This window comes from Mucilaginibacter sp. GW822-FHT03E02, assembly GCF_058801545.1.
The window spans coordinates 556,708-570,809 of record NZ_JBXANJ010000001.1 but is presented as its reverse complement, the minus strand read 5'-3'; the positions used below and the strand labels follow the sequence as shown (position 1 = coordinate 570,809).

11 protein-coding genes and 2 tRNA genes are annotated in these 14,102 nt (G+C 42.2%); 4 read left to right on the top strand and 9 right to left on the bottom strand.

Going from position 1 to position 14,102, the window contains the following annotated elements:
• Window positions 1-23: 23 nt before the first annotated feature.
• The 5 genes from AC1RM2_RS02090 to AC1RM2_RS02070 all read right to left on the bottom strand — a co-directional run bounded on the left by AC1RM2_RS02090 (window position 24) and on the right by AC1RM2_RS02070 (window position 2,364).
• Window positions 24-1,007: an ISAon1 family transposase gene (locus tag AC1RM2_RS02090; protein WP_492982900.1), complete on the bottom strand. Its 984-nt coding sequence runs from the start codon at window positions 1,005-1,007 to the stop codon at window positions 24-26.
• Entirely contained in the window at window positions 1,000-1,356 is a 357-nt protein-coding gene (locus AC1RM2_RS02085) for an ISAon1 family transposase N-terminal region protein (protein ID WP_492982898.1), read from the bottom strand. The genes AC1RM2_RS02090 and AC1RM2_RS02085 overlap by 8 nt, the downstream gene beginning before the upstream one ends.
• A gap of 204 nt (window positions 1,357-1,560) precedes the next feature.
• Window positions 1,561-1,645 (bottom strand) — tRNA-Leu (locus AC1RM2_RS02080).
• Window positions 1,646-1,696: 51 nt separating this feature from the next.
• Window positions 1,697-1,769, bottom strand: a tRNA-Gly gene (locus tag AC1RM2_RS02075).
• 112 nt (window positions 1,770-1,881) lie between these two features.
• Complete coding sequence (locus AC1RM2_RS02070; RefSeq protein ID WP_492982896.1) at window positions 1,882-2,364, bottom strand: regulatory protein RecX; 483 nt, start codon at window positions 2,362-2,364, stop codon at window positions 1,882-1,884.
• 61 nt (window positions 2,365-2,425) lie between these two features.
• Here AC1RM2_RS02070 and AC1RM2_RS02065 point away from each other — a divergent pair, with 61 nt between their 5' ends.
• Both AC1RM2_RS02065 and AC1RM2_RS02060 read left to right on the top strand, forming a co-directional pair.
• Entirely contained in the window at window positions 2,426-4,891 is a 2,466-nt protein-coding gene (locus tag AC1RM2_RS02065) for a bifunctional UDP-N-acetylmuramoyl-tripeptide:D-alanyl-D-alanine ligase/alanine racemase (protein WP_492982894.1), read from the top strand.
• A gap of 698 nt (window positions 4,892-5,589) precedes the next feature.
• Entirely contained in the window at window positions 5,590-6,183 is a 594-nt protein-coding gene (locus tag AC1RM2_RS02060; protein ID WP_492982892.1) for a DUF502 domain-containing protein, read from the top strand.
• 316 nt (window positions 6,184-6,499) lie between these two features.
• Here the strand turns inward: AC1RM2_RS02060 and AC1RM2_RS02055 are convergent, their stop codons facing one another.
• From AC1RM2_RS02055 to AC1RM2_RS02045, 3 genes are all read right to left on the bottom strand, one after another.
• The gene (locus AC1RM2_RS02055; protein ID WP_492982890.1) at window positions 6,500-7,747 is read right to left on the bottom strand and encodes a TCR/Tet family MFS transporter; all 1,248 of its coding nucleotides are present in this window, start codon (window positions 7,745-7,747) and stop codon (window positions 6,500-6,502) included.
• Between the two features lie 81 nt (window positions 7,748-7,828).
• On the bottom strand, window positions 7,829-8,347 hold the full coding sequence (locus AC1RM2_RS02050; protein WP_477357764.1) for a 3'-5' exoribonuclease domain-containing protein: 519 nt from the start codon (window positions 8,345-8,347) through the stop codon (window positions 7,829-7,831).
• Window positions 8,348-8,474: 127 nt separating this feature from the next.
• Window positions 8,475-9,695 carry a TCR/Tet family MFS transporter gene (locus AC1RM2_RS02045; protein WP_492982888.1) on the bottom strand — a complete coding sequence of 407 codons (1,221 nt, stop codon included), beginning with the start codon at window positions 9,693-9,695 and terminating at the stop codon, window positions 8,475-8,477.
• A gap of 193 nt (window positions 9,696-9,888) precedes the next feature.
• On the opposite strand from AC1RM2_RS02045, the gene AC1RM2_RS02040 reads away from it, so the two are divergent.
• Window positions 9,889-11,073, top strand: a complete 1,185-nt coding sequence (locus AC1RM2_RS02040) for an acetyltransferase domain-containing protein (protein ID WP_492982886.1) — start codon at window positions 9,889-9,891, stop codon at window positions 11,071-11,073.
• A gap of 117 nt (window positions 11,074-11,190) precedes the next feature.
• A complete protein-coding gene (locus AC1RM2_RS02035; protein WP_492982884.1) occupies window positions 11,191-13,140 on the top strand; it encodes a TlpA family protein disulfide reductase in 1,950 nt (649 codons plus the stop codon).
• Between the two features lie 235 nt (window positions 13,141-13,375).
• Here the strand turns inward: AC1RM2_RS02035 and AC1RM2_RS02030 are convergent, their stop codons facing one another.
• Window positions 13,376-14,083 carry an LOG family protein gene (locus AC1RM2_RS02030; RefSeq protein ID WP_090649563.1) on the bottom strand — a complete coding sequence of 236 codons (708 nt, stop codon included), beginning with the start codon at window positions 14,081-14,083 and terminating at the stop codon, window positions 13,376-13,378.
• Between the last annotated feature and the right edge of the window lie 19 nt (window positions 14,084-14,102).

The following is a 14,102-nucleotide window of genomic DNA, read 5'->3' as shown; positions in this document are numbered from 1 at the left end:
TCTTGTGGGGGGGGGATAAAAAGTTAGGCATAGATATTAGCAAGTCTGAATAAGAAGAAAGAAGTATCCCTTACACCTCTTAAAGTAGCTCTGAAAGCCTTGACTTTAGCGTTGAAAGATTCTGCAGATGCGTTGGTACTCTTGTTATCGAAGAAGTTTAAGATAGATTCATAATGCGTTTTTACAGATCTGGCAACAGTTTTAAAAGCATCAATACCTGCGTCTTCTACATCATTATACCAGATTGCCAGTCTTTTAAACGCCTGCTGCTTGTCTTTACAGATAGTGAAAATCTGCCCCAGCCGGATTGACAGGTTGTAGGCTTTGAGCAACAAGGGATACCTTGGAAACAACAAATCAGCTCTTTCTTTCTGTGATACGGTCCATTTAGATGGGTGTTTAAATAGTAGATACCTGCTTCTGGCCAGTAATTGTTTTAAAGTATCCCCGTTGCTAAATACTTCAGGCTGATAGCTTTGCTTGTTCTTTTTAGCGTCCTCTATTGCTTTGTTCTCTTGCTCTAATGCTTCCCAGCGATATTTGATCCTAGCTTCCTGTGCAGCATCATAAGCCAGCTTTTGTACATGGAACCGGTCAACAACCCGCACAGCATTATTGAAACACCTGCGGATAGCTTTGATCATGTTAGCAGCCATATCCATCGTCACTTCCTTAACTTTATTCCTTTTGCGGACAGGTATTCGCTCCAGTACAGCCATGATCTGTTCGGCCTGTGTGCCTTTGATCATCGCTACGATAGCCTTTTTACCCCCTTTGGCTGCTTTATTGGTAACAATGGTATACAGTTCTCCGTTGCTCAAGGCGGTTTCATCTATACTAAGGTAAGGGCCTATATTATCTGCAAACAGCATCCACTCCTCTGCATGCTCTTTCTGGCCCCAGCTCTGAAAATCACTCAGGTGATCTTTATATTGCTGACCGAGCTGCTTGCCGTCCACCTGATATAACTTGCCTAATAAATGGCTGCTAATAGGATGATTATCCAAATATACCTTTTAAAAAAGTGCCGAATTCTGTTGTCATTCGCGCACCTTTTCTTACTAAATCCCAGTCTCTTGTGATGATCTCTCCACTTGTTTTTACTTCCCACCTGCGTCTTTTGATACAAAGAGCTACTTTATGACCGCGGATGGGAAAGTCCTGTATAGCTGTTTCCGGTAAGAAACCTTTTGATTCAAGTTGTGCCTTTTCATACCCCGATGGAGCGAGGTTCTTTTCTTCCAGGTAAATGTTTAGCTGCCCATTTTCTGAAGAATTAACATTTATAAGCTCAAAATATGCTAAGATACCTTCTGGTAAGATTAAACGGACAAGGGTTTCGTATGCTGCTGACAAGGGTATTCGTATTTGTTATTCCTGCCGCAAAACAAATACTTTTTTTATTCGCCCACAACTTTTCGGACTGATCCGCAAAAATCGCTTCCGAATGAATCGTTAACAAAGCAAGTGTGTTCGATATTATATGCTTTTCTGAAATAAATGTTTCACCCAAAAGAAAAAGGCAGTTAGTGTCTTTCACCTAACTGCCTTTTTTTCAAGTACTCAGAGCGGGAATCGAACCCGCACTCCGTTTACGGGAACAGGATTTTAAGTCCTGCGTGTCTACCAGTTCCACCATCTGAGCAGGTGATTAACCTTCAAAAATAAAACCCTTCTTTTTGATGGAAGGGCTTTGAGCGAAAGACGAGATTCGAACTCGCGACCCCGACCTTGGCAAGGTCGTGCTCTACCAACTGAGCTACTTTCGCATTGGTATTCTCCTGCTTTGAGTAAGCTTTGTGCCTATCTCGTTTGCGGGAGTGCAAATATAGACAGAATTGGATGTTCTGCAAGGGAAAATTTCACTTTTTTTAAAATAGTTTATAAGTGGTTGACTTTCAAAACATCTGCAACCAGGTCTGCCTCGTACCCGCGCCCCATAGCGTACTGTTGCAGCTTGTAACGGCGCTTTAGTTCATTTTTCTCGCTTATGGTGCCTGCTTTTTTTTCCAATAGCCTGGTTAAGGCTGTAAAATAATCGTCGGCATCAATGGTTAACAGGGCTTTTTTTATCAGTACATCGGGCACGCGTTTTAGTTTAAGGCCTTGTTTTATTTTCACGCGACCCCATGCTTTCTGGCTAAACTTGCCTTTGGCGTAGGCTTTGGCAAAGCGCTCTTCGTTTAAAAAGTTACCTTGTATCAGTTCGCTTATTACCTGCTCAATGGCATCGGGCCATAAGCCCCATTCGTAAAGCTTATCGCGCACCTCTTGTTGAGCTCGTTCCTGGTAGGCGCAATAACTTTCGGCCTTCGCCAGGGCCACTTTTGGGTCGGTTATCTTAATTTTTTTAGGGCCATCCATTGGCAGTCAAAATTCGTCAAAAAATATGCTATAGTTAAATTAATATGCCCAAATTCGTACCATGCTTAACAACCAGTACCAGATAACCGAAGTTAAACAGATCATTAATGCGGGTGGCAACATTGTAAAAGAATACATTATCAGTGCGCTGTTTACCGATAGCCGCCGTTTAAATAACGCCGCCGAAGGCTTGTTTTTTGCCTTGAGCGGCAGGCGTAACGGCCACGAGTTTGTTGCCGGCGCTTACGCGGCTGGTGTACGTAATTTTGTGGTGGAGCATGGCCCCGAATTTAACTTACCTGAAGCCAATTTTTTAATTGTGGCCGATCCTTTGGCTGCTTTGCAGGCTTTGGCCGCCTACCATCGTGGCCGGTTTAACCTGCAGGTAATAGGCATAACAGGCAGTAACGGTAAAACTATTGTAAAGGAATGGTTATACCAGTTGCTTGCCGCCGATAAAAATATCGTACGTAATCCTAAAAGCTATAACTCGCAAATAGGGGTGCCGCTTTCGGTGTGGCAAATAAATAGCCGCAATGATCTGGGCATTTTTGAGGCCGGGATATCAACCATAAACGAAATGGAAAAGCTGGAGGCTATTATTAAACCCCACGTAGGTGTGCTTACCCACATTGGTACCGCGCATGACGAAGGTTTTGCCAGCAGGCGGGAGAAGGTTTTGGAGAAGCTTGAACTATTTAAAAACAGCCAAAAACTAATTTGTAATTACGACCTGCTGATAGATTTTAAGGCAGATATACAGGCCAAAGAAGCATTTACCTGGAGCCGTAAATTTAACCAGGCCGACTTGTACGTTTTTAGCGGGACGGTGATCTCCAAAAACTATTACCTGCGTGCTTATTACCAAAAACAGGAAATCGAATGCCTGGTGCCCTTTACCGACGAGGCATCTGTAGAAAATGCTATTGTTTGCTGGGCTACTATGCTGGCCCTTGGGTATAGTGCTGTTGAGGCTGATAAACGTATTGAACGCCTGGTGCCGGTGAGCATGCGCCTTGAATTAAAAAATGGCATAAACAATTGTTCGGTGATTGATGACTCGTATAACTCCGATCTGCAATCATTGGAAATTGCGCTTAATTTTTTAGGACAGCAAAATCAACATCAGAAAAAAACACTCATCCTGTCAGATATCTACCAGTCGGGGCTGCCGCAGGATGTGCTTTATCAGCAGGTTGCCGATTTGGTAGCCGGTAAAAAGGTGGATAAATTTATTGGTGTTGGCGAAGCTTTGGTAAGCCATCGGGATTACTTTAATGTAGAGGAACATCATTTTTTTAATGATACTGCGGCAATGCTACAACATCTGAAGCAGCTTGATTTTAAAGATGAAACCATCCTGATCAAAGGCTCGCGTAGTTTTGAATTTGAACGGATAAGCCGTGCATTGGCTCAGAAAGCGCATGAAACCATTTTAGAGATTAATCTGAATACCTTGTTGAGTAATCTTGATTTTTATAAATCTAAATTGAAACCAGGTGTAAAAGTGATGGCGATGGTAAAAGCCTTTAGCTATGGCAGCGGCACCTTTGAGGTAGCCAATATGCTGCAATACAATAAGGTAGATTACCTGGCAGTTGCCTATATTGACGAAGGCGCTGCATTAAGGCAGGCCGGCATCAATCTGCCTATCATGGTATTGAACCCAGAAGCTTCGGCATTTGATAAGCTGACGGAGTACAAACTGGAGCCGGTGATTTATAGCTTTGGTTTGCTGGACGATTTTGTGAGCTATGCAAAGGGGCGCAACATGTCAAGCTATCCTGTAAACATCAAAATAGATACAGGGATGCATAGGCTGGGTTTCGAAAATCACGAAATTGATACGCTTTGCGATATGCTGGAAGCCAACAGGTATGTGCGTGTACAATCTGTTTTTTCGCACCTGGCAGCAAGCGAGGCTGTTAAACATGATGAGTTTACCAAAACACAAATAAAACGTTTTGAAAAAGCATTTAAGGAGATTGAACGCTCATTGGGTTATTCTGTTATTAAACACCTGTGCAATACCGCTGGCATTATCCGGTGGCCATCGGCACAGTACGATATGGTGCGACTGGGGATAGGCTTATATGGCATCGATTCGGCAGTGCCTGCATCAAACAGGGCGTTGCAACCCATTGCCAGCTTAAAAACAAGCGTGGCACAGGTAAAAAAAATAAAAGCAGGAGATACCATCAGTTACAGCCGAAGCGGTAAACTGGCCAAAGACGGCAAAATTGCCACCGTACGTATTGGTTATGCCGATGGTTATTTGCGGGCATTTGGCAACGGTGTAGGTAAAATGCTGGTAAAAGGAACCCTGGTGCCGACGGTAGGTAACATCACTATGGACATGTGTATGCTGGATGTGAGCGGCCTTGACGTAAACGAGGGCGACGAGGTAGTTATATTTGACGAACAGCACCAGCGTATTGAGGAGTTAGCAGCCCAGATAGGCACCATCCCGTATGAAATATTAACTAATGTTTCGCAGCGGGTAAAAAGGGTGTATTTTTACGAGTAGTGTTTTAGATGTTAAACTATAGCTTGTATTAAGTTTCAACGATGGGTACACCAAATAGTACCCTTTTAATTAATACCGCTATCCGACGGATTAAAAACCGGAAGTATACTTTGAATTTTGCTATTCAACCCGCCAATCAGCTTGGAATTTTAGGGGCCGTGAAGATTCTACATTAAACATCTGAAAAGCATTTTAACAGAAGTTGGCTATAATAAACCGGTTTAGCAATTATTAATGGGTAACTTTCCTAAATACCTATGTTAATCGACTTTATTATGTCAAACATCAACAATCCCGATAAAAAAGATATTTATTGCCCAACCTGTAACACTATTTCACATCACAGAACTTCAAGAGGCGAAATTTTTAAGTTATTGTTTTTCTGGTTACCACTTCAAAGGTTTAGTTGTTATCACTGTATGCGGAAATTTTATGTTTGGAGTTAAAATCTCTAAAGTTTTTTATAGCAAGGCTTTGTCGATTTAAAGGCGACCAGTATGTTTAAAGTACCATTAATGCTTTTTTTAAATGGACAAGAAATTCACTTGCGGACCTGTGCAGCCTGAACTTACCGCATCTTGACTACAATAATGTATCCCGTGGGCAGAAGCACTTCGTACTGCTTGAACGCACCTGCTATTTTATTTTTTTGCCAATTTAAAAGGGTGTATTTTTACCGGTAGAAATTTTAGGGGCTTATGAACAATATTGTACGGGGTTTAATCAGGTATTTTGCAAAAGGGCTGTTGGTAGTAGTACCTATAGGCGCGGCAATTTTTTTGATGTACTGGGGCGTATCAACAATTGACAAAGCACTGAATTTGAGTGACCTGCTGGTTGATAAAGCGGGCAAGCATCTTTACATCCCGGGCCTTGGGATATTAAACGTGATTGTGGTGATCATGATAGCGGGCATTTTAGTTACCAATGTAATAACCGACCCGATAAAACGCTGGTTTAAGCGCTGGTTTAACCGTTTACCCATCTTTGCGTTCCTGTATTCATCTATAAAAGACCTTACCGAGGCTTTTGTGGGTGAGGAAAAAAAGTTTAATGAGCCGGTTTTGGTAGAGGTAAATGAGTTTGGGTTAAAAAAAATCGGGTTTCTTGTTCAAAAAGATCTTGCTGTTTTAGGACTGCCCGGCGAAGTTGCCGTATATTTCCCTTATTCATACTCGTTTGCCGGCCAGGTTATTATCATAGATGCCGGTAAAGTAAAACCCATTGATAAAAGCGCTGCCGATATGATGAAATTTGTAATATCGGGCGGCGTAAGTGGCTTAGATCATTAATATGGTGTCAATCCTGAAATGAGGGATATACCATAGCCGAAAGCCGTAAGTTTTAAGTCAAAAGATGATAAATTCAGACTTTGAACTTATATGGTAAACGCATCTAAATATTTAGCATGACCAACAACAGGTGCAAAGATTTGTATGCACTTAAATCGCGTAAAACATCTGTTTAGTGTTAACCCTGTGAGATTAATAAATTATTGACTGTCAGGTATCTATAAAGAATTCTGCCGGAAGTGTGTTAAGTTATGTTAACCCAATTTAGATGTGTTTGCCCTGTTAGAACCTACGACTAAGTACTCATGGCTTAACACTAAACTGCTTTTACTTCTTTTGGAACGGGTACCTTTTTAAAACTCTTTACGGCTAATAAAGCACTGATTAGCATTAATATTGCACCCAATATGTAAGGAGCGCCCGGGAAATACGCTGGGGTATCTTTATGGGTAAACAAGTGAAAAACCGAACTCATTAACAGCGGTCCAATGATAACGGCCACACTGGTTAGGCTGGTTAACGAGCCTTGCAGTTCGCCCTGTTCTTTTGCTGATACAGTACCGGTAATTAACCCTTGTAAGGCTGGACCCGAAATTCCGCCAAGGCAGTAAGGTACCATGTACACATATACCATCCAACCATGGCTGGCAAAGGCAATAAGCACCAGGCCGAGCGCGTAAAACAGCAAGCCTGCTACAATATTTTTTTCCTGGCCAAATTTAGGTAAGGTATACCTGATAAGGCCACCCTGTATGGCAACCAGCACAACGCCAATAAACACCCCAAGGTACCCGATACTAATCTGAGTCCATTGAAATTTTTCAATCAAGAAGAAAGCTAAAACATACTCGATGGCCTTTTGGGCTACATAAACCAGCGCGAAAGCACCAACCAGGCCGCCGAGGGCAGGGTAGCGGTTAAGGCTGCGTAATGAACTTATGGGGTTTGATTTTTTCCATTCAAATTTGCGGCGGTTTTCGGGTGCCAATGATTCGGGCAGTACAAAATAGCCGTATGCTGCATTAACCAGGGCAAAGGCAGCCGCCGCTATAAAGGGCAACCTTACGCTAATCTCGCCCAGGAAACTGCCCATAGCCAGGCCTACAATAAATCCCACACCCGATGCGGCGCCTACCAATCCAAAATTTGCCGCACGGTTTTTTCCGGTACTTATATCGGCAATGTATGCCGTTGCAGTACTGGTGCTGGCGCCAGTGATGCCCGCTATTACCCGGCCAACAAAAAGCCAGGCTATGGTAGGGGCAAAGGCCATAAAAATATAATCTATCCCAAAACCAAGTAATGAACTAAGCAGGATGGGCCGCCGGCCGTACCTATCGCTCAGGTTACCTACAACCGACGAAAAAAGGAACTGCATCGAGGCATACGTAAAAGTTAAATAACCGCTGTATTGCGCGGCAGTACTTACATCAACATGACCCAGGTTTTTAAGAAGCGTGGGCATTACCGGGATAGTAACCGCTAAACCAAGCACATCAATAAACAGCGTAACAAATATAAAGCCGAGCGCTGCCGACTGCTTCTTTTGAGGTTTTTTAGTCATTAATTTGATAAAGGTTTATTGGCCTTAAAAAGTTTTGAAGATATTAATTTTGGCTAATATATAACCTATCCTATTATTTATCTATAATTTAATCTTTAATTCGTGTTCGCGTTTTAGGGTGAGCAAGGCCTCGGCGTTTCCTTTTGCATCGTCAACCGGGTGATGGGTGTGGGCCGTTTTGCGCAGGTGTTTAAAGTTTTTAAACATATCTTTTACCATACCTTTATATAGGCTGCCCAGGTTTTGTGAGCTGAAACCAAATGGGTTTTTACCTGTAAAGTGATGGAAATACCAGCAGATGAACATCCAATCGAACCCGTTATTGTCGCTGATGAAAATAGGCTGATCTTTACAAACAGTTTTTATCCAGGTTGCAAAATTGGCCATAACCGTGGCCGGGTCATCAAATGATAAAACTTCTTCGCGCGTATGGCCCGAAACAGCCAGCGCTTCGGGAATATAATTTTCAGATATCGGTTTTAATTGTCCGTAAAAAGTTTTATCGAGGCCATCCTGTACAAGTACGGCGCCAAAAGAGATCATAGAAAAGTCGCCCGGAATTGGGCCATCACTTTCTATATCTACCATAATATAAGCCATTGTTTTTTATTATTAATGTTATTGTTTGCCTTTTAAGGCTTGTTATGCTTTAATATAACAATAATAAGGGACATGTACAATAACGGGATGAAATTTGTGGCTGTAAAATGATATCGCCAGTTTATGTTTACTTCTTTTTAAAACTCCTGATAGCCAGTAATGCGGCTAACAACATCAGTATAGCGCCCAATATAAACGGAGCTCCAGGTAAATACAGGTGGTTTTTAAAATTGGTAAAATAGTAAAACAAGGTGGTCATTATCCATGGGCCAAATATCGAGCTTAGGCTCATGAGGCTGGTTAGGCCGCCCTGCAGTTCGCCCTGTTCATTGGCAGGTACCTGGTTGCTCATTAAACCTTGTAAGGCTGGTCCGGCAATACCGCCCAGTGCATATGGTATCATAAATACAAACATCATCCAGGTATGGGTGGCAATTGCAAACAATATCAACCCGGTGCTGTACAGCAAAAGGCCCATCCATATACTGCGTTCCAAACCCAGCTTAGGTAATGTTACCCGGATCAATCCACCCTGAACCATAGCTATCATCAAGCCTATAAAACTTAGCGAATAACCAACAATATCTTCGCTCCAACTGAATTTAAGGATGGTATAAAAAGTCCATACGCTTTGAACTGATTGAGCTGCAAAATATACCAGGAATAATGAGGCTGCTAAACCGATTACTGAGGGATATTTTTTGAGTTGTAATAACGATCCCAATGGATTGGCACGTTTCCATTCAAAGGGGCGGCGATGTTCTGCAGATAATGACTCGGGCAGGATGAAAAAGCCATAAACTGCATTCAATAGTGCCAAACCTGCCGCCGCGAAAAACGGGTAGTGAACATTCCATTTTCCTAAAAGACCACCAATGCCCGGCCCGACAATAAAGCCAATACCAAAAGCCACTCCGATTAAACCAAAATTTGCGGCGCGTTTTTCGGGAGTGCTGATATCTGCAATATAAGCCGACGCGGTTGTAAAACTTGCGCCTGTTATGCCAGCTATTGTACGGCCCACAAACAGCCAGCCAATTGATGGTGCAAATGCAAGGAAAAGATAATCGATGCCGAACCCTAACAGGGATGATAATAACACCGGCCGGCGGCCATATTTATCGCTCAGGTTGCCAATTACCGGCGAAAACAGGAATTGCATTACCGAATAGGCCAGCAGCATGAGCCCGGAATATAACGATGCCTGGCTTACGGTGCCATGTATTAATTTCTCTATCAGTTTAGGCATTACGGGTATTATGATACCAAAGCCGATAACATCTATCAGCATGGTAACAAAAATAAAGCCCAATGCGGCCTGTGGCTTAAGTTTGGCAGGTTTATCCATAAACCGCAAAATAATGATAAAATGTTATCGGTGGATATTAACTTTAAAAATCATTTGAATGTCTAAAATCTTCGCCTCATTGTTTTTTATTCCGAAAATTTGAAAAAAATAGGCAATTTGCAGTGTAATATCGATAAAAGGAAACCTAAAGCCCGATAATCCAACAGATCGGCCTGAACACTTAACAATTGAAATGACAACTACAATTAAAAACAGGATAACATCGATTGATTTTCTTCGCGGCACCATCATGATCATTATGGCGCTTGACCATGTGCGCGATTATCTGTATCGGGGTTCGTTTTTATTTGATCCGCTTGATTTGGATAAAACAACCGGCATATTGTTTTTTACCCGGTGGATAACCCATTTTTGCGCACCCATTTTCATGTTGCTGGCAGGTACCTCGGCATTTTTAATGAGCCGCAAGAAAACAAAGAACGAGCTATCTGTTTTCCTGGTAAAACGTGGCCTGTGGCTGGTGTTCCTGGAGTTGGTGGTAGTCAACTTCGGCTGGAACTTTAATATCGCTTTCCCGATGTTGCTATTTATTACCATATGGGCCCTGGGGATAAGTATGATTGTGCTTGCCGCATTAATCCATCTGCCTAAAACCTTTATTCTTGTTCTTAGCCTCGTAGTTATATTCGGCCATAATTTATTGGATGGCGTGCATGTGGCCGGCAATAATATAGCCGGTTTTGGCTGGGCCTTTCTTCATGATCAGCGTCCGTTTTTTTGGGGACATGAAATACTTTTAGTAGGTTATCCTATAATTCCGTTGGTGGCTATTATGCCCTTGGGCTATTGCCTGGGGCAACTATTTGCACCCGAGTATGGCGTGGAAAAGCGCAGGAAAACTTTATTTATCATCGGCGCGGCCTCCCTGGTATTATTTGTAGTAATCAGGTATCTTAACGTATACGGCGATCCCGTTAAATGGGCCGTGCAAAAGGATGCTTTTTTTACCTTCCTGTCGTTTATCAAAGTCAATAAATACCCACCCTCGTTGCTGTATGTTTTATTAACCGTGGGTTCGGCCCTGCTATTCCTGGCCTTTACAGAAAAGCTGCAGAATGCTGTTGTCAGGGTAGTATCGGTATATGGCAGGGTACCTATGTTTTACTATATTATCCATATTTATATTATTCACATCATAGCCCTTGTTGCATCCGCCGTTACGCCGGGTCAGAACTGGAAAATCTGGGTACTTGATCAGCCTATTTGGTTTACTACATCGCTTAAAGGCTACGGGTTTTCGCTGCCGGTTGCGTACCTGGTTTGGATAGTTATTGTTGTAGGCCTTTATCCGTTGTGTAAGCGGTATGATGCCTATAAACAGGCGCATAAAGAAAAATGGTGGCTGAGTTATTTATAGCCAACACGATAGGTTTAAATTTTATAATTATAATGTATGTTATTTATAGTTAATAAATGTTAACCGCTTTCTTTTTGGTGAATAATAGTATTATTTTAGGGGTAAAATAATTTACCTATGAAATATCGCAAATTGCTGCTGTTTGTGCCTGCCGTGCTGGCCATGCAATATACTTACGCACAAAGTAAGCTTACCCTATCCGATAGCTATCCATCAGTTGCCGAAAAGCTAAAACTTACCTATAGCCCCGCAGGGACGGTGATTGATGGTAAAAAGGATATCAGCGCATCTGTTTATTTTATTGATGGTAAGGACAACCCCGTAGCAGATGTTGACCTGAAAGCCAACGGGGAGTTACTTACCGGCGATTTTACAGTGCCTGCCGGTGCAAAGGCCTTTTTTATTAAGGTTGGTAGTGGCGAGGATATAGATAACAACATGGATAAAGGGTACCTGTATCCTGTTTACAAAGATAAAAAGCCTGTAACCGGTGCTTACGAATCGGAAGCGTTTATATTAACCAGCGGGCTTGGCATCAGGTACGGTAAAATAAAAGCCGATAATGATAGAGGTATTGAATTATTTAAAAAAGAAGACGAGGTAAACCCCAAAACCGAAAAGTTGTTCGGTGTACAATATTACTCGGCATTGGCCAAAAAAACCGATGTTGAAACTAAGGCCTTGCTTGCGGCCAAAGTAAAATCACTTGAAAAAAGTGATAAGGAAAAAGATATGGTGCTGGCAGCTTATATACTTAACTGGACCAGGCATCCCGAGTCTGCCGATTCATTAGGTAAGGTTATTAAAGCAAAATTCCCGCAAGGCGAATCGGTTTATAACGAAGCGGTGATGGCCATTTACCAGCAAAATGACCTGAAAAAAAAGGATTCGCTGTACAAGGCCTTTGAGCAAAATTTCCCTTCAAAATTAAAAGAGAAAAATGGCATGCTTGATTATGCCCGCGCTGCAATTGCTACAGGTTTTATGCAAAAAGACGATATGGATAAATTTAACGCGTACGCAGGCAAAGTTCAAAACAAAACCAATCTGGCGGGCGGCTATAATAATGCAGCCTATGAATGGGCTAAAACAGGCGAAAAACTTGATGTAGCGGAAAAAATGTCGAAACAATCTTTAGACATTATGGCCGACCAGATGAAAAACCCTCAGCCTGGTTTGTACACATCGCCTAAAGCTGCCGCTAATAACGCTAAAGAATCATACAATAACTACGCAGATACATACGCATTCATTCTGCTAAAAGAAAAAAAGTATGATGAAGCGTTAAAATATGAAAAGGAAGTATACGCCACCAATACGTATAACGACCCGGAAATTAATGAGCACTATGTATTGATCTTAAACGCCTTGGGTAAATACGCCGAATCGAAATCGGTAATTGAAAGCGCTTTAAAAGATGGCAAGGGTAGCGAAATTTTAAAAGCCGAACTGAAAAAAGCGTATGTGGGCCTGAAGGGCAGCGAAACAGGTTATGATGAGTACCTTACTTCGCTTATCAACTTTGCCAAAAACAAAAAGCGCGAGGAATTAACCAAGAAAATGATCAATCAACCTGCATTACCTTTTGCTTTGAAAGATTTTGAAGGTAACACGGTTTCGTTAGAGAGCTTGAAAGGCAAGGTTGTTATTGTAGATTTTTGGGCAACCTGGTGCGGCCCTTGCAAGGCCTCGTTCCCGGGCATGCAAACTGCCGTAAATAAGTTTAAAGACGATGCCGATGTTAAATTCCTGTTTATTGATACCTGGGAAAAAGGCAGCGACTATACCGATGGTGTAAAGAAATTTATTGCCGATAAAAAATACAGCTTTTATGTATTGCTGGACGAAAAAGGCGCCGATGGTCGCCAATCAAAGGTGGTAACGCAATTTGGGGTTGATGGTATCCCTACCAAATTCGTTATCGATAAAACCGGCAATATCAGGTTTAAGGTAGTTGGTTTTGACGGGTCGACAGATGGTTTGGTTGATGAAGTAAGCGCTATGATCGACTTGGCCAAAGAGCCTGCGCCTGCGGCAAGTGCAGTGCCTAAGGAAAGTATGAAGTAATTCCTTTCCATAGCGTATCCATCAGGTAAAACCTGGAAAAAAACGTTATGACGTTCAACGGATATAGTTAAACCAATGTTCTAAACTACCGTCATTGCGAGAAACGAAGCAATCTCGAACAATGTGGGACTTAGCATGTAGGGGATTGCTTCGTTCCTCGCAATGACGGGGAGGGCAATTGAACAAAAAAATGCCGCCCTGGACCAAGGCGGCATTTTTTGCGAATAATATATCCTTAAAAATTCGGCTTCAACACATATTTATTGTAAAAACGGGTAATATGGTCAACTGCTTCTTCGGCGGTATCAACTACGCGGTAAAGCATCAGGTCATCGGGGTTGATATTATGCTGATCGGCTAACATTTTTTCTTCTATCCAGCTAAATAAGCCTTTCCAGTAATCAACACCCACAAAAATAATAGGGAAGCGCGCAATTTTACCGGTTTGGATCAACGTCATGGCCTCGAAGGACTCATCCATTGTACCAAAGCCACCGGGCAGAATGATGAAGCCTTGCGAGTATTTCATAAACATTACTTTGCGTATAAAAAAGTAATCAAACTCCATGATCTTATCCCTGTCGATATATTTATTGTGGAACTGCTCAAACGGCAGTTCGATATTTAAACCTACCGATTTGCCACCTGCTTCGTAAGCGCCTTTGTTGGCTGCCTCCATGATACCTGGTCCGCCGCCAGATATTACGCCATAACCATGCTCGGTAAGCAGGCGGGCGGCTTCTTCGGCCAATTGGTAATATTTATTATCATTATGGGTACGTGCTGATCCGAAGATGGATACACATGGGCCAATTTTGGCCAGTTTTTCAAAGCCGTCAACAAATTCGGCCATTATTTTAAATATCTGCCAGGAGTCTGTAACTTTTATTTCCTGCCAGTTTTTGTTTTCAAATGCTTGTCTTATTTTATCGTCTCCGGTCATATCCTTTTTTTTAGTAGTC

Excerpts from the sequence above, each read along its gene's own strand:
- AC1RM2_RS02060 (WP_492982892.1), top strand. The coding sequence starts at position 5,590 with ATGAACAATATTGTACGGGGTTTAATCAGGTATTTTGCAAAAGGGCTG.
- AC1RM2_RS02050 (WP_477357764.1), bottom strand. The coding sequence starts at position 8,347 with ATGGCTTATATTATGGTAGATATAGAAAGTGATGGCCCAATTCCGGGC.
- AC1RM2_RS02045 (WP_492982888.1), bottom strand. The coding sequence starts at position 9,695 with ATGGATAAACCTGCCAAACTTAAGCCACAGGCCGCATTGGGCTTTATT.
- AC1RM2_RS02070 (WP_492982896.1), bottom strand. The coding sequence starts at position 2,364 with ATGGATGGCCCTAAAAAAATTAAGATAACCGACCCAAAAGTGGCCCTG.
- AC1RM2_RS02055 (WP_492982890.1), bottom strand. The coding sequence starts at position 7,747 with ATGACTAAAAAACCTCAAAAGAAGCAGTCGGCAGCGCTCGGCTTTATA.
- AC1RM2_RS02030 (WP_090649563.1), bottom strand. The coding sequence starts at position 14,083 with ATGACCGGAGACGATAAAATAAGACAAGCATTTGAAAACAAAAACTGG.
- AC1RM2_RS02035 (WP_492982884.1), top strand. The coding sequence starts at position 11,191 with ATGAAATATCGCAAATTGCTGCTGTTTGTGCCTGCCGTGCTGGCCATG.
- AC1RM2_RS02040 (WP_492982886.1), top strand. The coding sequence starts at position 9,889 with ATGACAACTACAATTAAAAACAGGATAACATCGATTGATTTTCTTCGC.
- AC1RM2_RS02065 (WP_492982894.1), top strand. The coding sequence starts at position 2,426 with ATGCTTAACAACCAGTACCAGATAACCGAAGTTAAACAGATCATTAAT.